General features: G+C 51.8%; 22 protein-coding genes. 11 read left to right on the top strand and 11 right to left on the bottom strand.

Translation table 11 applies throughout. From position 1 onward, the window contains the following. Positions 1-53: 53 nt before the first annotated feature. Complete coding sequence (locus tag NWE93_07650) at positions 54-1,439, bottom strand: B12-binding domain-containing radical SAM protein (protein MCW4000098.1); 1,386 nt, start codon at positions 1,437-1,439, stop codon at positions 54-56. Between the two features lie 35 nt (positions 1,440-1,474). On the opposite strand from NWE93_07650, the gene NWE93_07645 reads away from it, so the two are divergent. Both NWE93_07645 and NWE93_07640 read left to right on the top strand, forming a co-directional pair. Beyond that, positions 1,475-1,618 (top strand): hypothetical protein, encoded by a 144-nt coding sequence (locus tag NWE93_07645; GenBank protein ID MCW4000097.1) that lies wholly within the window; start codon positions 1,475-1,477, stop codon positions 1,616-1,618. A gap of 235 nt (positions 1,619-1,853) precedes the next feature. After that, a complete protein-coding gene (locus NWE93_07640; protein MCW4000096.1) occupies positions 1,854-4,490 on the top strand; it encodes a PQQ-binding-like beta-propeller repeat protein in 2,637 nt (878 codons plus the stop codon). A 184-nt stretch (positions 4,491-4,674) separates the two neighbouring features. Here NWE93_07640 and NWE93_07635 read toward each other — a convergent pair whose 3' ends face one another. After that, entirely contained in the window at positions 4,675-5,730 is a 1,056-nt protein-coding gene (locus NWE93_07635) for an Lrp/AsnC family transcriptional regulator (protein MCW4000095.1), read from the bottom strand. Positions 5,731-6,020: 290 nt separating this feature from the next. On the opposite strand from NWE93_07635, the gene NWE93_07630 reads away from it, so the two are divergent. From NWE93_07630 to NWE93_07620, 3 genes are all read left to right on the top strand, one after another. Continuing rightward, positions 6,021-6,833, top strand: a complete 813-nt coding sequence (locus tag NWE93_07630) for a class I SAM-dependent methyltransferase (GenBank protein MCW4000094.1) — start codon at positions 6,021-6,023, stop codon at positions 6,831-6,833. A gap of 288 nt (positions 6,834-7,121) precedes the next feature. Beyond that, positions 7,122-8,540: a B12-binding domain-containing radical SAM protein gene (locus tag NWE93_07625; protein ID MCW4000093.1), complete on the top strand. Its 1,419-nt coding sequence runs from the start codon at positions 7,122-7,124 to the stop codon at positions 8,538-8,540. 9 nt (positions 8,541-8,549) lie between these two features. After that, entirely contained in the window at positions 8,550-9,629 is a 1,080-nt protein-coding gene (locus NWE93_07620; GenBank protein ID MCW4000092.1) for an aldo/keto reductase, read from the top strand. On the opposite strand, the gene NWE93_07615 is transcribed toward NWE93_07620, so the two are convergent. Together NWE93_07615 and NWE93_07610 are read right to left on the bottom strand one after the other, a co-directional pair. Further along, positions 9,626-10,741 carry a histidinol-phosphate aminotransferase family protein gene (locus NWE93_07615; GenBank protein MCW4000091.1) on the bottom strand — a complete coding sequence of 372 codons (1,116 nt, stop codon included), beginning with the start codon at positions 10,739-10,741 and terminating at the stop codon, positions 9,626-9,628. The two genes, NWE93_07620 and NWE93_07615, sit on opposite strands and share 4 nt — an antisense overlap. Further along, positions 10,741-11,277, bottom strand: a complete 537-nt coding sequence (locus NWE93_07610; GenBank protein ID MCW4000090.1) for a hypothetical protein — start codon at positions 11,275-11,277, stop codon at positions 10,741-10,743. Before NWE93_07610 ends, NWE93_07615 begins: the two co-directional genes overlap by 1 nt. 82 nt (positions 11,278-11,359) lie before the next feature. Here NWE93_07610 and NWE93_07605 point away from each other — a divergent pair, with 82 nt between their 5' ends. The 3 genes from NWE93_07605 to NWE93_07595 are packed head-to-tail and all read left to right on the top strand — an operon-like array spanning position 11,360 to position 14,248. Next, a complete protein-coding gene (locus NWE93_07605; protein MCW4000089.1) occupies positions 11,360-12,058 on the top strand; it encodes a glycosyltransferase family 2 protein in 699 nt (232 codons plus the stop codon). A 4-nt stretch (positions 12,059-12,062) separates the two neighbouring features. Continuing rightward, entirely contained in the window at positions 12,063-13,052 is a 990-nt protein-coding gene (locus NWE93_07600; protein ID MCW4000088.1) for a glycosyltransferase, read from the top strand. Next, positions 13,049-14,248, top strand: a complete 1,200-nt coding sequence (locus NWE93_07595; GenBank protein ID MCW4000087.1) for a glycosyltransferase family 4 protein — start codon at positions 13,049-13,051, stop codon at positions 14,246-14,248. Before NWE93_07600 ends, NWE93_07595 begins: the two co-directional genes overlap by 4 nt. On the opposite strand, the gene NWE93_07590 is transcribed toward NWE93_07595, so the two are convergent. The 5 genes from NWE93_07590 to NWE93_07570 all read right to left on the bottom strand — a co-directional run bounded on the left by NWE93_07590 (position 14,227) and on the right by NWE93_07570 (position 19,049). Continuing rightward, positions 14,227-14,877, bottom strand: a complete 651-nt coding sequence (locus NWE93_07590; protein ID MCW4000086.1) for a hypothetical protein — start codon at positions 14,875-14,877, stop codon at positions 14,227-14,229. The genes NWE93_07595 and NWE93_07590 overlap by 22 nt on opposite strands. A gap of 47 nt (positions 14,878-14,924) precedes the next feature. Next, positions 14,925-15,878, bottom strand: a complete 954-nt coding sequence (locus NWE93_07585) for a DUF362 domain-containing protein (protein ID MCW4000085.1) — start codon at positions 15,876-15,878, stop codon at positions 14,925-14,927. After that, the gene (locus tag NWE93_07580) at positions 15,868-17,295 is read right to left on the bottom strand and encodes a radical SAM protein (protein MCW4000084.1); all 1,428 of its coding nucleotides are present in this window, start codon (positions 17,293-17,295) and stop codon (positions 15,868-15,870) included. Before NWE93_07580 ends, NWE93_07585 begins: the two co-directional genes overlap by 11 nt. Before the next feature lie 309 nt (positions 17,296-17,604). Then, a complete protein-coding gene (locus tag NWE93_07575) occupies positions 17,605-18,240 on the bottom strand; it encodes an NTP transferase domain-containing protein (protein ID MCW4000083.1) in 636 nt (211 codons plus the stop codon). Beyond that, positions 18,219-19,049, bottom strand: a complete 831-nt coding sequence (locus NWE93_07570; GenBank protein ID MCW4000082.1) for an adenosylcobinamide-GDP ribazoletransferase — start codon at positions 19,047-19,049, stop codon at positions 18,219-18,221. The genes NWE93_07575 and NWE93_07570 overlap by 22 nt, the downstream gene beginning before the upstream one ends. Positions 19,050-19,108: 59 nt before the next feature. On the opposite strand from NWE93_07570, the gene NWE93_07565 reads away from it, so the two are divergent. From NWE93_07565 to NWE93_07555, 3 genes are read left to right on the top strand one after another with little or no spacing between them, the layout of a single operon-like run. Further along, entirely contained in the window at positions 19,109-20,044 is a 936-nt protein-coding gene (locus NWE93_07565; protein ID MCW4000081.1) for a GDP-mannose 4,6-dehydratase, read from the top strand. Continuing rightward, entirely contained in the window at positions 20,041-20,946 is a 906-nt protein-coding gene (locus tag NWE93_07560; GenBank protein ID MCW4000080.1) for a UbiA family prenyltransferase, read from the top strand. The genes NWE93_07565 and NWE93_07560 overlap by 4 nt, the downstream gene beginning before the upstream one ends. Beyond that, the gene (locus tag NWE93_07555) at positions 20,943-22,496 is read left to right on the top strand and encodes a radical SAM protein (GenBank protein ID MCW4000079.1); all 1,554 of its coding nucleotides are present in this window, start codon (positions 20,943-20,945) and stop codon (positions 22,494-22,496) included. The genes NWE93_07560 and NWE93_07555 overlap by 4 nt, the downstream gene beginning before the upstream one ends. 134 nt (positions 22,497-22,630) lie before the next feature. Here NWE93_07555 and NWE93_07550 read toward each other — a convergent pair whose 3' ends face one another. Continuing rightward, positions 22,631-23,131, bottom strand: a complete 501-nt coding sequence (locus NWE93_07550; GenBank protein MCW4000078.1) for a DUF1616 domain-containing protein — start codon at positions 23,129-23,131, stop codon at positions 22,631-22,633. Then, positions 23,097-23,834 (bottom strand): glycosyltransferase family 2 protein, encoded by a 738-nt coding sequence (locus tag NWE93_07545; protein MCW4000077.1) that lies wholly within the window; start codon positions 23,832-23,834, stop codon positions 23,097-23,099. The genes NWE93_07550 and NWE93_07545 overlap by 35 nt, the downstream gene beginning before the upstream one ends. Positions 23,835-23,854: the final 20 nt, after the last annotated feature.

Raw genomic sequence — 23,854 nt, 5'->3', positions numbered from 1 at the left:
TGTAGCCTACGGTCAACTGATCACGGATTTTTTACCATTGGTCAGATACTACTTCACTGTCTTCTTAGCTTCAACTTTATGTTCGCAACCAAATGCATGCCGACAACCATGGCGGTAGACAGCTTAAAGCGTCTTTCCTTAGCCATAAAATATGCCCTTCGCAGGTAATAGTGATGGAAGGCGCCTTCACGGAGCTTTCCCAACTCCTTCATGCTGAGCTGCGGCGTTTCAAAGATGGGTCGGGTAGTGTCGTATTTGTCAAAGTCTGTGACGCGTAGCCAACCGTTCTCTTTGACTTGGTCATAGAGTGGTGTGCCGGGGAAGGGGGTGGCGACGTTGTAGAATCCGACGGCGTCAGGCGCAATTTTCTCGATGAACTTGATTGTTTTCCATGCGCTCTCTTTGGTTTCACCGGGGAAACCCAAGATAACGTTTGGGGTAGGCTTTAAGCCGACTTCGCGGACCCAACCGATAACTTTCTCTGTTAACTCAGGCGTGATGCCTTTCTTCATTGCGTCGAGGACCTGCTGGGTTCCTGATTCCGCGCCAAACCAGAAGGAGACGCATCCAGCATCCTTCATTTTCTTAAGCAACTCCTTTGTAACTAAGTCCACGCGTGAACCGCAGTTCCACTCGATCTTTAAGCCTCTTCTATGGATTTCCCCGCAGAGATCCTCAACCAACTGCTGATCAACGGTGAAGGCGTCATCGCAGAAGGTGAATTTGGTTTTCCCATAGGTTTTATAGAGAAATTCAAGTTCATCAGCAACGTTTTTGGCGCTGCGCATACGGAATTTGCGTCCATGCATTCGTACGGTGCAGCAGAACTCACACCAGTACACGCAGCCTCGGCTCATCGCCAAGTAGAGGACGTCTTCGTATTGGCTGAATTTCTCCATGGGCCAGAGGTGCCGCGCGGGAAACGGCAGGCTGTCGAGGTCTTCGATGTAGGGGCGGTCGGGGTTGCGTTGGATTTTGCCGCCCTTCCGGCAGGTTGTACCCACAACATCCGAGGTGTCCTTACCTGCCTCGATGCGCTGCACAAGCTCCAGCAGGGTATCTTCAGCTTCTCTTCTAACCACGATGTCAAGTTCAGGGCATTCCTCGAGGGCATGGTCATCCCAGAAGGTAACATGTGCGCCGCCTGCGATGGTTACGCAGTTGGGGCAGACTTCCCGTGCTATCTTGACTAATTTGAGCCCTGTCTTGTAAGTGAGGGTTGAGGAGGTTACGCCGACTATGTTGGGTTTGCGTTTAGCGATTTCACTCCGAAATTCATCCATTGAAAGGTTCAGGACTTGGCAGTCGATGACGTCTACTTGGTAGTTGTTTTTCTCTAAAACCGCCGCTAAGTATCCTATGCCGAGCAGTGCAAAGGGCATGTGCATTGCGGCTCCAGTGGGGGCAGCGGGGTTAACTAGAGTTACGTGGGGTTTCATGTATGGTTCCCTGTTGCTCTTGAAGGGTGGGTTTGATGCTTAAATCGTTTCGCTTTAAAGGTTGGAAATTGGAACCGTTGGGGTTTATGCAATTAGGCGGTGTTGGTGCTATATGTGCGGTTGTTTTTGCATTTTTTAGCCCGTTCTTGGTTTTTGCGATTGATTTTGTGCATTTTTAAGCAGTATTTTAGGGTTTCATTCAGGTTAAATATTTCATTTTTTCGGAAATATTGTGTATATTTTTTTTTGAAGGTTTACTATTTGTGTAGTTACAGGCGGAAAAAAGGAAAATCCTATATATCTCTAGCTCGTTACATGGGTTACCGAAATTTAGGAGAGAAAAAAACTTTGTTACAGAAAAAATTAGCAGCAATTTCAATAGCATTGTTCCTCATAATTTCAATGAGTGCATCCATGGTTCTATTACCAACCACCACGGCGCACGATCCCGCATGGGACATACCGACCTACGCTTTCATCAACGTTTCACCTAACCCCGTCGGCGTTAACCAAAAAGTCAGCGTACTGATGTGGCTCGACAAAACCTTTGACCCCTCCATCGCTTTAACCAACGACTGGAGATTCCACAACTACAACCTAACCATAACATTCCCAGATGGTCACATCGAAACGGAAATTTTCGAAACCGTAATCGACACTACCTCATCACAATTCTATGCCTTCACTCCAACCCAGGTTGGCAACTACACCTTCGACTTTGACTTCCCAGGCCAAGACTACAACACCTACAGCCACAACCCCGCCTCAGCCTTCGTCAACGACACCTACCTGCCAAGCCACGCCAAAACAACCTTGACCGTCCAGGAAGAACCCTTACCCAACCCCATCACCAGTTATCCCCTCCCAACAGAATATTGGACTCGTCCAATCTACGGAGAGAACACTGACTGGTGGAGTATCTCATCTAACTGGTTGGGCACAGGCGCAGCCGGCTACGGTGTCTGGTCTAATGCATGGGCAATGAGAAACCCCGGCGACGCCGTTGGTCCCCTTACCGGCCACATCATGTGGACTAAGTCACTGCAGTCAGGCGGTGTTGCAGGCGGAAACAACTTTGAAATTCAAGGCGACACAGAATTTGAAGGCTCAGCATACAACCAAAGATACTCAAACCCAATTATCGTTAACGGCAAACTCTACTACAACGACCCCGTCTCGTTCACTGGCACCAACAGTGGACCACTTAACTGTGTTGATTTACGCACCGGTCAATTACTCTGGTCAAAGAACATACCTCAACCATCATTCGCATTACTCTGGGATGTACAAGACCCTAACCAGCACGGCGTTTATCCAGCAATCCTCTTCACCGCAAACTTTGCACAGGCATATGACGCAGACACAGGCACACCACTATTCAACGTAACCAACGTTCCCTCCGGAGCATCTCTGTTCGGCGGCGGTTCACCCGCAGGCGCAGCAGTGTCTCCACCCGTTATGGGTCCATGGGGCGAACAACTCAAGTATGTCATGCAGAACATTGGCAACGAAACTAATCCAAACTGGCGATTAATGCAGTGGAACTCAACTAACCTGTGGTCAGGCTCAGGCTTCCAGAACGGACAAAGCGGCACTGGCTTAAGCCCAGCGGCAAGCGGCGTCATCGACGGCGGAGCAAGCACTCGCTATGACTATAACATATCCATACCTTGGGCAAACGCTATCCCAATGGTTACAACTATGGGCATGTTTGGTCCCACCACTAACCCCGGCTTCACAGTGCTTTCAGCTAAATACGGCGACGTAATGATCTGCATGAACGGCACCTTCCCAGGCTTAGCAACCAGCCAATTCGGCGTCACAAGCTCAACACCCTACACCTACTTTGCTGTCAACCTAAACGCCTCTAAAGGCGCAATCGGCACAGTAATGTGGCGTAACACAGTTACTGCACCAGCAGGAAACATCACTGTCATCAGCGGCCCAGTTGACTATGAATCACGCGTCTTCGTTGAAGCTTACAAAGAAACTATGCAGTGGGTAGGCTACAACATGGACACTGGAGCAAAAATCTGGGGTCCAACCGAGAGCCAAACAGCCTTTGACTACTACGGCAACCCCGCATTACCATACATTAACGGCGTCACTGACAACGGCAAACTCTACAGTGCACAATTAGGCGGCATCCTCTATGCATACGACCTCTGCACAGGCGACTTACTATGGACCTACGGCAACGGCGGCGAAGGCAACAGCACAAGCGCTGGCTTCTACAACGCCTACGGTGTCTACCCAACCTTTATCAACGCAGTCGGCAGCGACGGAACCCTCTACACAGTCACCACAGAACACACAGTCAGCACCCCAATCTACAAGGGCTCAGTATCACGTGCAATCAACGGCACAGACGGCTCAGAAATCTGGAAACTCAACTCATACGTCGGCGAATTCTTCGCAATGAGCTACGCCATGGCTGACGGCTACTCAACCTGGTTTAACGGCTACAGCAACGAAATCTACGTTGTCGGCCGCGGACCAAGCGCAATCACTGTTGACGCACCACTCACCTCTGTAGCAGCAGGCAACAGCATCGTTATCCAGGGCACAGTCAAAGACATCGCTTCCGGCACAACTCAGAATGAGCAAGCAGCCCGCTTCCCCAACGGTGTTCCATTGGCATCTGACAAGAGCATGGAAAACTGGATGGGATATGTCTACCAGCAGAAACCACTACCGATGGACTTCCAAGGCGTCACCGTTTCACTCTACGCAGTCGACCCTAACGGCAACTACATCACTTTAGGCGATGCAACCAGCGACGCATACGGCACTTTCCACTATACTTGGGCAACACCAAACGTTCCAGGCGACTACGCAATCTACGCATCGTTCGCTGGCACTAACGCGTATTGGCCTTCAACAGCCGCTACCCACGTTAATGTCGGAGAATCATCAGCAACACCAGCACCCACAGAGGCACCACCAGCATCCGTCGTTGACCAGTACTTCCTGCCCGCAGTAGCAGCAATCATAATCGCCATCGTTCTCGTTGGCGCAGTGATCATGCTCATGGTCAATAAACGTCCATAAAACAGCAAAAACACAATTTCCCCTTCCCTTTTTTAGTCATGGAAGAACAGAATGGGGCTGAAAAGGCTCTGGAGGAAGTTAACGATAACCTGCTATAGTTGTCGTGTTCCACTCATCTTTCTCCTAAGTTGCCCAGAGCCTCAGCAAACCCCAAAATTCTTCCCAAACAAAAATGCAAGTTCTCTTAAGGCGGGTTGGCTTGTTTTATGTTAGAGTTAACTGTCCAATGCTTAGGCCGCATCACATTACCCTCGAGGAGGGAACTAAACAGGTTTAGCGGCCACGACTTGGGCGCTGGAACCACGAATGCTTCTACAGTTTCCATCCCTGGAATCTTTTTTATTTCCGCTCGAGTTGCAAAGAGTTCTCCAAAGTCAGCGACGACTAGGCCGATGTATAAGTCATAGTTGCCGATGAGTCTTATGATGACTATAACGTTGGGTAACTTGAGTAAGCTGCTGTATATCTCGTTGAGCTTGCTTCGGTTGTTTACCGTAACGTAGAGGTTTATGAGGGCTTCGTATCCTAGTTTGCTTAAATCAAGTGTAGCTGAGGATAAAGTAAGCAGGTTCTTTCGAAGCCTATTGTATCTTTGGATAACTGTCTTGGTTGATAAGCCAAGGTCGCTAGCTATCTGCCTAAAGGGAGTCCTGGACTGCCGGGATAGTACAGTTGCGATTTTGAGGTCGATTTCATCAAAATCTGTGAAGGCCTTATCCAGGTCGGTTGAGGCTGGTCTTTGGCTTCTTGCAGGTTCCGTTTTATGTTTTAGGGGTTTTATGATTAAGTTATGTGGAAACTCTACGTTTACTGCTTCTGCCCAAATCAGCGGTTCCACACGTATGATTTTGCTGTTTTCTTCGAGGTCCTCAACGATTTTTGAAAGCTGATTTAGGTCTTTTAGGGCTGTTTTTCCGAAGTATGTGTATTTGCCCATGTGTTTAATGACGTCGGATATGTAGGGTTTCGTATCTAGGTACGCTAAGACTTCTTGTTCATCCGCGGCTTTCGTGAAGATGCCGAGGTCGATGATGTGGCGGTAGCCCAGGCAATGGGGGTTTACGAGCATTACTTCCCCGTTTATTATTCCTTCGCGCCATAGACGCTTATACCGCATTCTTACGGCTCCAACTGTTATGTCGCATTCATGCGCAATATCTGTAAAAGTAGTTCGGGATTCGAGAAGGAGCCGCTGGAGTATTCTTGCATCGATTTCGTCTATTTTGTTGTTGCTTGGCACGAGATGACCCTTTGAGGAGAAAAAATTGTTTGCTGTTGGGTAATAAATCTTTCTGGGAAAAAATATGCAAAAAAACGGTGAAACACATCTCTTTTTTTGAGTTAAGAAGCGGACACATCCAGCAAAGCGGCAAATTATGCGGTGGTCAAGTTAGACGTACCAAACCAGCAAACACCCCGATGAAACTTCCCCGCAGCGCCCTTTTCAAGTAAACCCGCGTAGATAGAAACGATATATTAATTCGGAAAACAAACATACACCACACACTCCAACTCTGGGCAGGTATCCACTTGCAAGTCAACCAAACCTTCAAAGAGCAAATCCATCAGGCAAACATCGAAGTGCACAAGCACGAAGCCCAGTACTACCAACTTCTACACCCCGAAGTCTACAGCCGCAAAGAGCAGAAACGCATAACCAGCAAACTTGCAGCTGTCACCGCTCAAATCAGCGGAAACCAGAAGCGGGCGCTTGATGTGGGCGCCGGCACCGGCAACCTCACGGGTAAACTCCTAAAGCTGGGCTACTCTGTGACGGCGACGGATATTTCCCCTGAAATGTGCAGTATCCTTGAAAAGAAATACGCCTCCTATTTGCCCGGCAAGCTTACCGTGATTAACTCGCCCATTGAGGAGCTTAGTTTTGAGGCGGAGAGCTTTGATTTGGTTTCCTTCTACAGTGTGCTGCATCATCTGCCCGACTATGTCGCGGCGCTGCATACCCTCTGCGGTTATTTGCGCCGGGGCGGCGTAGTCTACATTGACCATGAGGCTTCCCCCGCGTATTGGCGCAGCGAGCACAGCGGCTTAACCAACCTCGTCAAGGACCTCTATTTCCACTCAAACCCAATCATCAACGGCCTCTACTTCCAACTCACCGGCCTACACGTCCCAAACATCGACTACACGCTCTCTGATTTCTGGCACAAAAAAGACCACGCCATAAACCACCAAGCCATCGCCGAAGTCTTCCATTCCGAGGGCTTCAGCGCCTACCAGCGCACCGACTACTACCAAACCGCCACCTGGACCCCCAACCCGCTGTTTCCCATGTACCGTCTGCTTTGTCAGCCCGAAATGAGTTACTGGATAGCCAAAAAATAGCCCAGCCCCTTTTGCGGCTTAATATAAGGGGAGGGAGGTCTCTGCAGAGCAACTGCACAGTTCCTGTACTTAAAACGCTGCAGCTGCCCAACCCGTCAATGGGCATGTTAACATCTGCAGGGGTTTTCGGTTGCCTAAACTGCTTTTGTTGAGCCTATAAATAGAGGGGGGGTAGACGTGGCTGAGCAACAGAACATCAACCTTCATGGGTTTGGGTTTTCTGCGCCTGCTTCCGTTAAAGCTATAAGAGCCGCATCTCATCAAACCTAAAATATCAGAGGCAAAACCATGCCCCCCAAAACCCACCCCCCAAATTCTGCAGCTAAACCCACGGTTCTTTTAATGACCACTGCCCCCGCCGAGAACGCCGCGTGGATTTTGGGCAAACGCCTACCCCCCATCGGATTGATGTATGTTGCAGCCGCGCTGGAGAAGGCAGGCTACAACGTGCACATGCTCGATAATTACCTCCTAAAGAAACCCGTCGAGGAAGTCAAGCAGCTAATCAGCAAGCTCCAACCGCAGATTGTGGGCATCACCTGCGGCAGCGCCACCTACCCAAGATGCGTGGAAACCAGCCGCGCCATCAAGGAAGTGAACCCCGACATCAAAATCGTGGTGGGCGGATGGCATGCCTCCTACAAACCCGACAGCCTCCTAGCGCATCCCGAAATCGATTATGTAGTGATGGGCGAGGGCGAACGCGCCATAACCCAACTCGCAGACGCAATCGCAGGCGGCAACACCGCTCAGATCGCCTCCATCCCCGGCGTGGGCATGCGGGGCAAAGATGGCAACATCAAAAACCCCCCCGTTTACATCCAGGACATGGATGAAATCCCCTATCCTGCACGGCACCTTTTGCCGCTGGAGCAATATGACCGCACCATCGAGTTCCTAGACGCCAAACCCGCCGACGTCATGAGCATCAGCAGGGGCTGCGTGTTTAGCTGCGGCTTCTGCGAGACCCGCAAGCTCTGGGGTAACACCTGGCGCGGCTTCAGCCCAAAGCGGGTAATCGGCGAAATCGAGGATTTGAAAAGCCGATATGGCACACGGGGCATCTACTTCATCAACGACAACTTTACGCTCCGCAAGGAGAAAACCGTTGAGCTCTGCAACCTCATGATAGAGAAAAAGCTGAATCTGGAATGGGTCTGTGACACCCGAGTGGACCTGGTGACCGATGAGCTTTTGGGGCTGATGAGCAAAGCGGGCTGCCGGACCATCTGGTTTGGCGTGGAGTCGGCGTCGCCGCGGATTCTCAAACGCATCGGCAGAAACACCACGCCCGAGCAGGTGCAAACCGCGTTTAAGCTTGCCAAGAAGCACGGCATCAAAACCGCCTGCAGCTTCATGCTGGGCTTGCCCGACGAAACCCTCGCGGACATGGAAGCCTCACTTAAATTCGCTAAGAAACTTGACCCTGACTGGTGCCAATTCAACACCTTCATCGCCTACCCCGACAGCAAACTCTACAACGAGCTGCTTGAGAGCGGCAAATACACTAAACTCGACGAGTACCTGCTCAGCGTCAAAAGCGACGAGTACACCTACGAGGACCTCCAGGCGATTCAGCGCCGCTTCTTTAAGGAGTTCCATATGACGCCACGGCAGATTTACAAGCGAGCCAAACGCGAGGGCTTCTTGAACTTCGCCAAAACCCGCATTTTCCATGGCACACGCAAAGCCAGCGGAACCGCTTAGGTGAGGGCGGTGGATAAGCGGCGGCTGGGCAGAACCAACCTGGCGGTGTCGCAGGTGGGGTTTGGCGGCACCTGGATAGCTGAGGTTCCCGTCGAGCAAGCCGTGGCGGTGGTGCGCCGCGCCTTCGAGTTAGGCATTAACTATTTTGATACTGCACGCTGGGATGGAGACAGTGAGGAAAAAATCGGCGCAGCACTCGAGAATGTCCGAGGCAGATGCGTAATCGCCACCAAAACGGGCAGCCGCACCAAACGGGAATCGATGGATGATTTTAAAGTCAGCCTCAAGAACCTGCGCACCGACCACCTTGACATCCTCCAGCTCCACGGCATCGACGACCAAAAAACCCTGCGCAAAGCCATGGGTGAGGATGGTTCGCTGCAGACTTGCAAGGAGGCGCGCCGTGAGGGCTTGGTGGATTTCGTGGGCATCACGGGGCATAAGCCGGCAGTGCTGGCGGAGGCGGTGGCAAGCGGCGAGTTTGACACGGTGCTGGTGCCTCTTAATGTGGTGACGCGGCAGGCGCTGGAGGTGCTGCTGCCCGTTGCAAAAGCGCATGACGTTGGGGTGGTGGCTATGAAGCCGCTGTCGGCGAAAACCTCGAATTTAATCACCTGCCTCTATCAGCCTTCGCTTTCGCTGGTCTCGCAGGAACCCGAACTCAAGGCGCTGCTGGGCGAGTCGGCGGAGGCGCAGGTGGAGAGTCTTTTGCGGTTTGCCCTCTCACAGGACATCGCCTCAGTTATTCCGGGGTTGCGCAGCGTCGGCGAGGTGGAGGTTGCCGCCCAAGCAGGCGCAAACTACCATGGATTAACCGCAGAGGAGCAGCGGCGCTTTGGTGCAGACCTCACTGGGGACTGGTGCCGCGACTGCGCTGCATGCCTGCCCTGCCCCCGAAACATCAACATACCCGCCGCCCTAAGATTCCAAGACTTCGCCGAAATCTACGGCTTAAAACAGTGGGCACAGCGGCTCTACGGCGGCTTAGAAGTCAAAGCTGACGTGTGCATTGACTGCGGGGAATGCGAACGCAAATGCTCCTACAAACTGCCAATCCAGAAACGCTTGAAAAAATTTAAAGAAAGTTAATTGGCTGCGAATATGTCCTTGATTTTGTCGACAAGTATTTGGTTGTCTTTGGCTGAGCGTACCGTGACGCGGATGTAGCTGTCATCCATGCCCATGAAGGTGCAGCAGTCGCGGACCAGGATGCGTTCTTTGGCAAGTAGCTCTTTTAGGATGGTTGAGGTGACTTTGCGGTTTAGGATTTTCACCAGCAGGAAGTTGGTGGTTGAGGGATGCACCTGTAGGCCCTCGATTTCGCTCAATGCCTTGGCGAGTGCAGCGCGGTTTTTGGTGATGGTTTCTTTGGTGTTCTCGATGAATTCGGTGTCGCTAAACGCGCCCAGCGTGGCGACTTGAACTAAGCCGTTGATGCTCCAGGGTTGCCGGACGGTTTCGAGTTTGTCGATGAGGTTGGTTGCGGCGATGGCGTAGCCGAAACGCAAGCCCGCTAAACCATAGAATTTGGTGACACTGCGGATGACAAAGAGGTTCTCGTATTCCCGCACCATACCCGCGACGGTGTTGGCGTCGCCTTCCGCTGCGAATTCAATGTAGTTCTCGTCAATGCTGAAGATGATGTCTTTCTTTTGGCAGAAATCCACTAAATCCATCACTTCGTCTTTAGTGTAGAGTCTGCCTGAGGGGCTATGGGGGTTGCAGATGCAGACGATTTTGGTGTCCTCGGTTACGGCTGCCTTGATTTTCTGGTTGTCCATGGAGAAGTCGGGGGGTAACTGGACAAAGGTGACTTCGCCGCCGACTCGCAGCGCCGCTTTCTCGTACTCCGAGAAGGAGGGCACTGGAATAACTGCCTTAAACTTCTGCGGCAAAGCCTCGGTTATCATGTAGATGAGCTCGATTGAGCCGTTGCCCAAAAGCACGTTCTCTGCGTCTACGCCGTGCCCCACGTACTTTGCGATTGCCTCTTTGAACTCAACGGGGTTGGGGTCGGGGTAGAATTTGATGAGTCGCGCGTTGTCTTTGACGGCTTGGACGGCTTTGGGGGGTGGCCCCATGAAGTTGATGGGTCCGCTGAATTCAAGCACTTCTTCTAGGGGGATGCTGTGTTTTCTGCTAAAGCCCCAGATGTCGCCGCCGTGGCTGATGAATCTGCGTTTTTTACATGTGCTTGACACTATTTTTCCTCCAGTAGCCTGCCCAGCTCTTTTTCTGCTTGCAGGTCTGCTTTGTAGTGGGCGTTGTAGAGGTTAACCAGCTTGTATAGCCAGTACACGCCACCTACACCTAACGTGGCTATTGTTACCGCTACATATGTGGTTAACGGTATTGTCTGGGGCATGAAAACGCGGCTTGGCAATGCAGCAGCGAGGAAGGCATCCTGGCTCTGCTCATGCCTGGCTAAATCCCGCGTAAGCAAATAAACGATGACAAACGCGGGCACAACCAGGATGATGCTTGCAGCCCACAGCTTCGAGTTACGGGGCTTGTAGGGTTGACTGGTGGGCGGGGCGGGTTTGCCTTTGCTTTGCAGGTAAGCGGCGACTTTCTGCTCCATTTCTGCCTCTTTCTGCAGGTGACGGTTTCTGCCCTCGACGAGGCGATGGAACATGGGAAAAAACGCCACGCCAAACGTGACAACGGCGCCTAGGAACCACATGGAAAACCATACTTTGCGGTCTATTTGGCCTTGCCCTTTGTTTGTGGTCTGCATCTTTCCCGACTTGCCCGTTTGATTGGTTACATGGTTGGGGTAGCCAAACTTTATAAGGTCTTCCATTGGCTTCTTAAATAAAATGAGCCGACGTCAAATGCTGCTCTCCATCATAATTCCCGTTTACAACGAGGAATTAACCATAGGCAACATCATTGACCGCACCATGGCGGCGGCAAAGAAAACGGGGTTACAAAGCGAAGTCATCGTGGTCGACGACCACTCCTATGACCGCTCGCTGCTGGTTGCCAAGCGCCGGGGCGTGAGGGTTTTGAGTTTAAGGCAGCATCTAGGTAAGGGCTGCGCGCTGCGGGCGGGGTTTCTTAAAGCCCAAGGCGACATAATCGTAACGATAGATTCTGATGGGTCCCATTGGCCCGAGGAACTCGGCGAGGTGCTTGCGCCCGTGCTATCTGACCAAGCTGACTTGGTTATCGGCAGCCGCTACATGAACCATAAACGGGTGGAAGCCCGCCAACTCAACAAATTCGGCGTACGCATCTTCAACAGCCTCATCCAGCTTATCACCGGAGTCGCCATCACCGACAGTCAAAGCGGCTACCGAGCCATGAAGCGGTCGGTGCTGATTGGCAAAAGGCTAAAGTCCGATGAGTATGAAATAGAATCTGAGATGCTGGTGAAAACCGCCAAAACTGGCTTTCGCGTAGCCGAGGTACCCATCACTTTTGAGCAGCGCACCTACGGCCGCTCCGGCGTGGATCCGATGGTGGATGGCTCAAAAATTCTGCTTTCAATCGTTGTGGCGTATCTGAGGGGATAGAGACGTGGCGGAAACTTCGCTTCCAAAAGTCTCCATCATAGTGGCATCCTACAACAACCAGGACACCATAGGGGAATGTCTCCGGTCAGTTTTGGCGCTGGATTACCCAGAGGGCTTCTTGGAGGTTATCGTGATGGATGGGGTAAGCAAGGACTCCACGGTGCAGATTGCCCAGCAGTTTCCCATAAAAGTGGTTTCTTTACCCCTGAACTGCCCCGCAGCCTACAACTACGCCCAAAAAATCGCTTCTCACCCCGTTTTTTGCTTCATCGACTCAGACGCGAAGGTGCAGCGGGATTGGCTCAAAAAACTTGTCCCTCGCCTCAGCGAGCCGCAGGTGGCTGGTGTGAGCGGCAGCATCGAAACCTGGAACCACACCAACCCCTGGGCGCGCAGCATCGGCTACGAACTGAAAACCCGCTACCGCCGCATCGGCAAATACACCGGGCGCATAGCCACCATGAATCTGCTGCTTAAAAAATCGGTGGTGGATGAGGTAGGCGGGTGGGCGGAGGATTTCCCCAGCCAATACGACACTGACTTCGGCTTCCGCCTCAGCAAACTCGGCTACAGAATCGCCTATGAACCCGCCGCGGTCTGCTACCACTACAACCGTCCCACGCTGAAGGCGTTTTATCGGCAGCAGCGCCAATACGGCAAAAACACGCTTCGCCTCTACCTGCGGCATGGGCGTCTGGCGCGGGGCGACGAAATCACCGATGTGGGCATGAATATCCAGCCGCTGCTGCTGCTTTCCGCTCTTGCCCTTTTTGTGTTGGGTATTGTGCCGCTGCTTCGGCTCCTGTGGGTTGGAACTGGGCTGATTCTTCTTGCGATGCTGCTCTACTTTGTTTACTCAGCCGCCAAAATCTCCGCCTCTTTCCATGACAGGTCCGCTATGCGACTGGTGGTGCTCTACTATGTGCGGTCCGCGGCGTGGTTTGCTGGCGCAGTAGCAGCCACCGTTAACTATCTGAGGGGGCGGAACCGTTGACGGCGCCTAAAGTCTGCTTCATCAGCCCCGAATACTGGCCCCTCACCGGCGGCACAGGCAGCTACGTCTACTACCTTAGCAATCAGCTCCTCAAAAACGGCTACAGAATTCATGTCGTCACTGGCAGCAACCAAACCAGAGACGTCCATGTCAACCCCCAACTCGACGTATCCTTCCTTAAAAGCCCCAAAATGCCCGCAGTAAAATCCTTCATTCTAGCCGGCAACAGCAACCGCAAACTCCAAAGCATCAAAGAAACCGCCAACATAGACATCATGCATCCCCAGTTGCCCCTGACGCCCAACTTTGCGGTTCCAGCCAACTATGGCAAAACGCTTGTCTGCACCGTCCACTCCACATGGAAAGGCGAAGCCGAAGCCATCCGCGGCGAACCCTTTATGCGGCTTAACGCCAACGAAAAGGTGCTCGTCAGCTTAAACCGTATGCTGCGTTTCTTCGAGGAAGGCATGATTCACCGCGCCCGCAAAATCATCGCGGTCAGCCACTTCACCAAATGGGAACTCACCAACTACTACAAGATCCCCGCCCACAGAATCCGCGTTATCCACAACGGAGTAGACATAAACAAGTTCCAGCCCACCGACGACAAAGCCAAGGTTAAGGCGCAGTTTGGGCTAAAACCCGACGACCTCGCCATCGTCTCAGTGGGGCGCCTATACGCGCGCAAGGGCCTCTTCACCCTCATCGAGAGCATGCCCGCCGTCGTCAAGCGGTTCCCCCGCGCCAAATTCATCATCTCGGGCAAGGGGCAAAGCGACGAAATGCAGAAACTCATCGCCCACGCCACCCGCCTAGGCGTAATGGGCAACATCGTCTTCACAGGCTACACCCCCGACAAAGACCTGCCCAAGCTCTATCAGGCAGCGGACGTGTTTGCGTTTAGCACGTTTTATGAGCATCATCCCTTCGCAGTTTTGGAGGCACTCTCAACTGGGCTGCCAGTAGTCACCACAACCGTGGGCGGCATACCCGAAACCATCCAGACTGGCAAAAACGGCCTGCTCGTAGCGCCCTTCAACTCCAAATTGTTCTCCGAGGCCATCCTCTATCACCTGGAGCACCCAGCGGAGGCGGCGCAGATGGGGGCCGCGGCGCGGGAGACGGTGGAACGGGAACTGGACTGGCGCATTGTGGTGAAAGACGCCATGAAAGTCTACGAGGAAGCTCTAACCTGACCTATCTTATTACATTCTTCTAGAAGTTTACCATCTTCTCTTTGTATGATATGTGGTCGGTAAACATTATCTTTTTCAATGTATTGATGGTAATTTTTGCCTATGTGGTTTCTGTTGATTACTGCATTTTTATAATGCTCAATGACTATCTTCGCCATGTCTTCTTTATTGATCCAATAAAATTTTGGTTCATCTTTTTTATTGTGAATTAATAGCCAAACATCTGTCTCAGCTTCATCAATAGCTTTTCTTATGGCACCCCCAATTTCATCAAAAATTGGAATTTCGCACTCTCCCCGTATTTTGTCTGCGTTTAAATTAGCTACTTTAATGACTCTGAAGACAAATTCTTCGGCTACAGACATTTTAATTTGGAATCGGGTTTTTTTACCGTTTTTGGAAATTTGTATATCGTACCCTTTCTTCTGCTTTCCTTCCCATTCGTAACAAGCATCAGATTTGTAAATTTCGTAAAGTTTTGCTAAGCCGATTGCTTCACCAAATACCCCATTAAGCTTGCTATTTAAACAAAGGATATTATCCAGTTCGGGTTCTTGTGAAATAAGCGTTTTAATATTCTTATTTAGCTTTGAGAGTTTTTCCAGATTCTCAGGAGTCAGATTCCCCATAGGTACCATCTTTGGGATTGTTAAGGGAACATATAATTTAGCACTTGCTATACGAGCTGGATTGGTTCTTTACGGTATGCCTTCGTTATCCTCTGGAACAGATGGATAATGTCGAGTGAGCAGAACATCAGCTTAGTCGCGTATTCATGCTGGTAAATCATCATCTGCATCTTAACGGGCAAGTCGATGTTTGGCAGCTCAAAACGCTTCGCAACCGACTCCACCGGCAACCCCTCAACCTGCACAGCGTCGCCATCAAAGCCCGCGCGGTCAGCGACGTATTTAAGGTAGGTTTTCTTCCAGTCAAGCCTCATAACCTGCGCAGCCACGATATCCACCGCCAACGCGTCGTTGCCCGTGAGGAACAACCCCATCTTCTTGGGTTTGCCCTTGGTGGGTCCGTTGCCTTCGATGCCTATGCGTGCATCCATGATGGTTAAGTCGGGTTTTAGGACGGTGTAGAGGCGATAGAAGACTTCGGGCAGATACGGGTGAAGGTAGATGCGGCGGTTGCTGGGGATGCAGCCGAAGAGGTTTTTGAGCGCCCCAGTGTAAGTCATGAACTCATGGGTTTTCATCAGGGGCAAATCGACGATGGCGTCGGCGTCCACCACCACTTTGGGCAAATACAGCCGCTTTAATGGTCCGCTGGTTGGGAATTTAACTTCCACCACCTTATCCTCGCTGAGGTTGACTGCGGTGCCGCCTGCGGATTCCACGGCTGCCTTGGCGCCGGTTCCCTCAAAAGCGCTCCAGCAGGGATAGTTGATGCCGTTGGATTCACCCACCACAACCTCGCTGTTGCCATCGCGCAGCTGCGACACAACCTGGCGGATGACGTCGGGGCTGGTGACGACGCCGGGGAGATACTCAGGGTGGCTCAGGTTAGGCTTAATGTAAATGCACTTTTTCCCGCGTAGCCCCGCTTTGCTGATGGCTTCTTTTATGATGTCGCCTACATCGTCTGCTGCACGGCTGATTTTGACCGCTTTAGGCGCCATTTCTATTCTTCACTCCCTGCAGGCACCCGGGGTCGCCGTTGAGGGTGTCGCCGTTATGATAAGCCGCGCTCCGGGCTCTGCATCCGCCGCAGATGTACTTGTAGGTGCATTTGCTGCAGCTGCCTTTGAGGTTGTCTCGGTTTCGGAAGGCATTGAACAGCGGGGCGTTTAGCCAGATGTCGCGGAAGGTGCGTTCTTTTAGGTTGCCCACATCCACCGGTAGGAACACGCAGGGGCGTACGTCGCCGCGTGGGGAAATGGCGCAGTAGAGCCGTCCAGCGCCGCAGCCGCCTATGAACTCGCCCAGCGGCACGGCTTTTTTGGTGACTTTGACGGTTTGCATGTGCGCCAGCGCCATGGTGACTTCGCCGGTGCCTGATTCGCCTTGGCACTGCGCGGCAACCCGTGCAAGCTGCGGGGCGGTGGCGAGGATGGTGGTTTTGCAGCCTGCCGACATGCGGTTAAGCAGGTAACGCATTACGTCCTCGCGTTCCTGCGCGGAGAGGTCCTGGTCAGCATGCTGTTTGCCGCGTCCAGCGGGTATGAAGTTGAAGTAGGTGAACCGCTCCACGCCCAGTTCCTCGGCTAAGTCAATGATGCCCGGTAGCTCTGACATGTTGTTTTTGCCCACGGTGGTGGCGATGCAGGCGCAGATATCAGCTTCTATGCAGTTCTTGAGCCCTGCAACGGCGCGGTCGTAGGCTCCGGGGACACCTCGGAAGTCATCGTGGGTTTTGGCTGTTGCGCCGTCGATGGAGATGTCGATGTAGTTGACGCCTGCAGCTTTGATTTTAGCTACGTTTTCCTTGCTGAGAAGCGTGCCGTTGGAGGCAAGGGACACGTATAGGCCTCGGTCAGAGGCATGTTTTGCTACGGTGAAGAAGTCGGGTCGAGTGAGGGGTTCGCCGCCGCTGAAAGCCAGAGCGGTCACGTGGGCGTCGGCAAGCTGGTCAACGACCTTTAGCGCCTGCTGGGTGGTTAATTCGTCTGCGTCGGGTTCGCCGCTGTTGCTGTAGCAGTGTTTGCACCGCAAATTGCAGCGATGCGTGAAGTCCCAAACTACAAGGAAAGGCGCAACAAGAGACATCGGCTTCTTAATGCCGAAATACGCGAAAGACTCAACCAGGTTAAGCACGGCGTTGCGTGCATAGCGGTCAGTTAGCAGCTTCTCGACTTTGGCACGCTTAAAACCCAGTGCGCGGCGCAGGAACTCTATCCAGAAAGCGATGATTTGGCTGTAGAGGCTGCTGCATTTTTCGCATCTGCGGTCGGTTCTGCCGCCGTAGTCATCCAGCGCCGCCTCCAACACGGTTCTGCCGCAGCCGGGGCATTTTTTGAGTGAAAGCTGGAGCATCCGCTTGGTCATGGGCATGGATACGATGGCGTTCCAGAATGTTTCGTGGCTTAGGATGCTCACTGTGGGGTGCTCCGAGTTAGTCTTGGGTGTTTATTTGGAGCGTGAGGGTGCATAAAGATTTCTCTAAAACCGCTTGAACGCAAGATAAAGAAATTAATGTTGAAAAAGAAAACGGCGCCAAATAAGAAAGCAAGCAGACCAAAACCCCTCGCCTGCAGGTGCACAGCGGCGAAACGTCTCAATAAACACCCGCCGCCTCCCCTCTGACCCAGCCAAGCAAACGCACAGTCCCCATAGCATTCGCCAGGCAGTCGCCTAGAGTATAAATAAGGGGGGATAGAGAGAAAATCACACGTCAGAGCCTCGGCACTACGGCTGGTTTTTCTGCATAAGTTGCCTGGCGATTTCTAAGTCCGTAGTTGTATTCACGTTGAGGACCACTTCGGTTTCCTCCGTGATTATCGCTGCAGTCTCCACTTTGCCTTCACCGAGCACTTTGGCTCCGTTGATGACGTTGACGCCTGAAACCGCATACCACACGCCCCCATACTCGTCGGTGCTGGAAATCGACAATCCAAGGCTCAGGCGCTTCTCGATGGGCACAAACACCGCCAAGAAATCTTTGCCGCAGACCTCAAACTCGCCGACTACCCAATCCAGAACCGCTCCGGTGATGGCTGGCACATCAGACGGCATCGTTAAAATCGGTCCCATCCAGCCCAGCTTGGTCACTGCCTGCCGCAGATCGTTATGGTAGCCGTTGGCGTCGGTGCGCACAAACCTGTAGCCCATCTTTTGGCAGTGCAACTCGGTTTGGGGAGTGTTGGGACTGGTTATCACGTAGAACTCGCCGACTTTGCTGGCTGACTTTACGGCTTGGGCAACCCAGTCCAGTAGAGGCTTGCCCAGAAACGGCAGCATCGGCTTTTCCGTAGGCAACCCCATGCGGCTGCCTCTGCCGCCAGCCATAATCAACGCGGAAATCACCAAAGCGTCAGCCCCCAAAGCAGCCCCGCAAAAGCCAGCAACGCAACCATCCTTGCCACCTCGTTGGTTGCCCCAATCATGTCGCCTGAAACCCCGCCGAAAACGCTGTTGGAAACCCTGCTCATGGCAAACGCCACGGGTACACTGGCGAAGACTAACCCCACTGACGCTAACCCCAGAAGTGTGTTGCCTGTGAAGTAAAAGGCGGCAAAGACAATCAGCGCCGAAAAGGCGTAAGCTGCAGCGTTGAGGGGTTTTTTGGCTTTGGCAAGGAAAATCGAGCCTAAGCCCTTATGCGAGGGTTTACCTATCCAGACGATGGTGACCATCGATAGCTTCGCAGAGACCTCTGCTAGCACAATCGCGGCAAACCCGTAAAGCGGATTAATCAAAAATAATCCCAGGAACGCCAGAAACTCCACTGCCAAAGCCAACACTGCGCCTGCATATGACACTGTCCATGCGTGCGCCTTCATTTTGCGGTCATGGAGGTTGCGTAGGCCCAGAGCGTTGCCAAGGTCGATTAAGCCGTCGAAGTGCTGCAAGCCAGTGATGACCAAAAGAAACGCCAGCGTCATGGCTGCGGGAATGGCTGTTCCCAAGAAAAGCGTGGGCAATGACAGGTAAACCGTGGCCAGATTAAGCAGATATCCCACTAATGCGCTTGAAGCCATATAGTACAGTCCAGCTAGCAGCCCGATGAAGCCGCCGATGACGGGGAAAAGCCACATGTTTGATGCAGTGGTGAATATGAAGTCCTCTTTTCCCCCAACTGGGATGATGGTTAGGAAAGACAGCAAATCCCTAAAAGTTTTTATAGCTTTCATCGGCGACATATATCTACAAACTCTGCCGAAAGAGAATATAGGCTTTGTCGTGACCTGGGATGGCTGACCTTAAAAACAGAAACATACTGGTGACTGGTGGAGCAGGATTCATAGGGTATCACCTATGCAGCAGACTCTCTCAGTTAACCGATAACTTGACCATTTATGATAACCTCTCCAGCGGAACCATGCAGAACATCACCGATGTCCCCAAGGCGAAATTCGTAAAAGGCGACATACTGGACCTAAAAACGCTCTGCGCGCAGCCAAAACAGGACCTCATCTATCACCTGGCAGCCCAAGTGGTGGTAGGCTACTCCATGGAGAATCCCCTCGCGGACTTCGAAACCAACGCCAAAGGCACCCTCCATGTGCTAGAGAAAGCCCGCAAAGACGACGCAAAAGTGGTCTTTGCCTCCTCAGCAGCCGTATACGGCAACCCCACCGTGTTTCCTACACCGGAATCATACGGTTTCCACCCCTTCTCATGCTATGGCTTAAGCAAAGTCATCGGCGAAGAATACTGCCAAATGTACCGTGAACAATACGGCTTAGACATCGTAATCACCCGATTCGCCAATGTCTATGGCCTACGATGCCACGGAGTCATCCACGACTTCCTAGACAAACTGGCAAAAAACCCCGATAAACTCGAGATACTGGGAACAGGCAACAACAGCCGCGACTTCGTCCACGTATCCGATGTTGTCGCAGCCCTTATCCAACTCGGCGAAAGAGCAGACGTCAAGGGCGAAGTCTACAACCTCGGATTAGGAAAAACCACTTCTGTGCTTGAACTCGCAGACTTAATCCTGCAAATCCTCAACCTAAAGAAACGCACAAAAATAACCACCACTGGCGTCTCATGGCAGGGTGATGTAACCACAATCTGGTTTGACATCTCCAAAGCCAAAAAAGAGCTCCACTGGACCCCTAAAGTCACCCTGGAAGAAAGCATCAAAGAAGTCATAGCTGACAGGAAAATACAGATATGAGCCATTCCTCGCCGATACGAGGACTTGTTGCTCTTCTACGTTTACCCTACTGGATGATGACTGGCGGCTTAGCTGTCCTAACCGCGTTTGCCATCCTTAAAGGAAACTTCGGCGACGTCTCCACCCTGCTGGGTCCACTCAATGTGGCTGTGGTGTTGCTGATGACTTTTCTCTCGCTTTCTTTTATTGCATCAGGCGGATTCGCCATAAACGACTACTATGACCGCATAAGCGACGCAGTCATAAAACCCAAACGCCCCATTCCTTCAGGCAGCTTATCTTACAAGCACGCCATCGTCATTTCAGCTGTTTTCTTTGCATTGGGATTAGTCATTTCTGTCCTCATTAACTGGGTTGCCTTCGCCATAATCGCCATAGATTCCCTGCTGCTTCTGGTTTACTCCTATCTGATCAAGCGCAAGTCAGGTTTCGCAGCTAACCTCCTGATGGGCGTTTTAACCGGAACAGCATTCATCTATGGACAAGCAACAGTACAGGACACCATTACCCTTGCCTCGCTTAGCCTCTACCCCATCGCGTTTGGCACCATCGGCGGCAACGTTCTTCGCGACATTTTCAGCGTGGAAGGCGACGCCAAAGTTGGTTACCCCACGTTGCCCCAGAAAATCGGCAACATAAGCGCAGCCAAAGTCGGTGGCGTCTTTTTCCTCTTAACCGGGTTGCTTGCGCCCCTGCCCTACTTCATCGGCGGATTCTCGGTTTATTATCTTCCATTAATTCTGCTTTGGAGCGTGCTGCTTATCTACTCTGCTGCACGTTTGTTTACCTCCGCAACTACAGTTGCAAGTATACGCAAATACGAGCGCATCGTAACCATGTCTATGATGCTGCTGCCCCTTGCGCTTATAGTTGAAGGAATCGCTGGAGTGCTCTTGCTGTGAGTGAAACCAAAAGCATCTGTCCTGAATGCCAAAAGAAAATCGATGCCCAACTTAACACTGTAAACGGCAAAATCCAAATCACCAAGCAATGCCCCGACCACGGGGAATTCAAAGCCACCCACTGGCAAAGCCAACCCATCTTTGACCACATGAGCAAATACGATCAGTTCCAATACCTAGGCGACCTCAAAGCACCCAAAAACCCCGAGGGTTGCCCATACGTCTGTGAAACCTGCAAAAACCACGCCTCAGGAACCGTCATAGGAGTCATCGACGTAACCAAACGCTGCAACCTCCGCTGTGCCGTGTGCTTCTCAACCTTCCCCAATCAGGAATCAACCGATTATGAACCCACCAAACAGGCACTCCTTGACATGCTAGAATTCGCCGCTAAAGCCAACCCTAAGCCACCGGCAATTCTGTTTTCTGGCGGGGAACCCTGTGAGCGTGAGGATATGCCTGAAATCATTGCTGCAGCGCATAAACTCAAGTTCATGACGATTCTGGCTACTAACGGCATGAAGATCGCAGACGACCCCGCGTTGGCAGAGCGGTTCAAAAACGCTGGCTTAAACATCGTTTACCTGTCCTTTGATAGCTTCCACGAGGACTTTAACAAGAAGATCCGTGGCAGAGAACTTTTAAACTATAAACTACGCACCATCGATGTCTGCCGCAAATTCGACATGGAAGTTATCCTTGTAAACACGCTGATGAAAAGCCTCAACGACGAGGAAGTCGGCGACATGATCCGCTTCGCCGCCAAAAACACTGACATCGTCCGCGGATTAATCTTCCAACCCATAGCCTTCACCGGTCGAGCAACCGAAAACCCCTTCCGCGAGAACTTCCGTGAATGGAGCTTCGCCGAAGACGTTGAGCGCCAAACTAACGGGGAAATCAAAAGCACAGACCTCTACCCGATGTCAGTGATGACTTCGCCGATTAAGATTATGCGGCAATTCATGCAGAAGCCCTGGCCGCTTTTCAGCTGCAGCCCACAATGCGGCATCGTTAACTGGGTTTATGTTTCTCCCCACACGGGCAAGATGTACCCGATTAACCGCTTCGTTAACTTTGAACGCTTCTTTAACACCATCCGCAAAACCGCTGAGCATGCAGAATCAAAAAGCAGGGTTCAGCTGCTTGCTCCCCTGTTTATGGGCGCCATGATATCGATGAATATGCTGCTGGTCACCAAGGAAGTCGGAACCTTCACGTTGATGAAGAGCATCCTCTCGATGCATATGGACCCAACGTATAAGTCGCTGGGCAAAATCCGCCGACGCATATTCCTTTTAGGCTGCATGGCGTTTATGGATAGTTACAACTTCGACGTTAACCGCGTCCGCCGATGCGTCGTCCACTACATTACACCTGACAAGAAAATCATTCCGTTCTGCGCCTACAACAACGTGCACCGCGTCGCCATCGAAAAAGCCTACGCTGAAAAACAGAAACAAGCCCCTGCGGCAAATATGGCATCGGTGGAAAGCCAAGTCAAACCGATCCCCTTATCTGTGCCGAACAAAAAAATCAAGAAAAAATAGAAACGCACCTATCAGCGACCCCCTAATGGGTCTTTCTACTTTTTAGTTAACAAGAAGATACGCGTTTGCTTTATCTTAAAACAGCACGCAATGGCTCCACTGACGCGGAATACTGCTGACAGGGTCTTCGGTGACTAAATTACCTCAATGTCCAGCAGGCAATAGTTGTAGCCCCTAAAATCCAATACGCCCTCATCGCCGACTCGGTAAAGCTCAAAGACCACAGTGTAGCTGCCCGGAGTGTTCAAGGTTACGGTGACCTGATGCAGGTCGGTCTCGCCGTCCGCCAACGTCACATCGTAAGTGTCTACTGGGGTGGCGTTTGTGGGTGAGCCACTGTAGGTTTGGGTGATTTTGGTCTGCACTTCATAGTTGCGGGTGCCGGTGCCGCCCATATGGTTTTCGACGCCAACGTAGACACTGAAAGTGCTGTTTTGGTTATGGATTAGGGTGTGGGCGTAGTCGGTGGTTTGCTTGTTTGCGTCTAAGATGTAGATGCTGTTGTAGGGTTCAGGTTGAGGTCTATAAATCAGGTAGTACCCTGCAATGCAGAAAGCTACGATGATGAGCGCTGCAAAAACGGCGACTGCAACGCCGGCTTCATCGCTTAAACCGATTCGCTTTCCAATGTGCATAGCAGACCCTAAACGTTTTTGCATCCAAGAACCCCTTAAATATAGTGGTGAAAATCCGAATACCCGACTGGAATGGCCTGAGTTTGGTGACCCCGTAAGTTCGAGCCTTATAGGTTGTGGGTATCTCAACCATGTTATAGCCTTCCCTGGCGAATTGGATAAGCATCTCGGTTGCGAAGGGCATGTCGGTTTCCTTAAAGTTTACGCTGTCATATTTGCTTCGGTCGATGGCGCGGAAACCCGATTGGGTGTCGCTGAGGAACTGGCTGTAGAAGAAGTCATAGGTGAAGGTTATGGCTTTGTTGCCTAGGAAGTTAAGGAATCCCATGGCTTTTTTGGGGTCATACATGCGTGTAGCCAAAACCATATCTGCGTCCTTCTCAACTAAGCGGCTGACAAGACGGTCGATGTGCTTGAACTCGTAGGTGCCGTCGGCGTCAACCATGATGAGGATGTTGCCTTTGGCGTTTTTCATACCTGTCCGCAACGCCAAGCCGTAGCCACGTCTGGGCTCGATGATTAAGCGGCATTTCCCAGTTTTGTTAACTAAATCTATGGTGCCATCCGTGGAGTTGCCGTCCACTATGATGATTTCTTTGGGGTAAGTGGTGTACCTGTCGATTGTGTTAATGGCATCAAGTATCGTTCCCGCTTCGTTGAGTGTCGGAATGACGACCGAGACCAATTCAACTTTTGACGTCATCAGCTAACATCCATCTTAAA

This window comes from Candidatus Bathyarchaeota archaeon (assembly GCA_026014735.1).
Lineage (GTDB): Archaea > Thermoproteota > Bathyarchaeia > Bathyarchaeales > Bathycorpusculaceae > Bathycorpusculum.
Note: the sequence above shows the minus strand (reverse complement) of the source record. Positions and strands in the feature narration are given on the sequence as shown.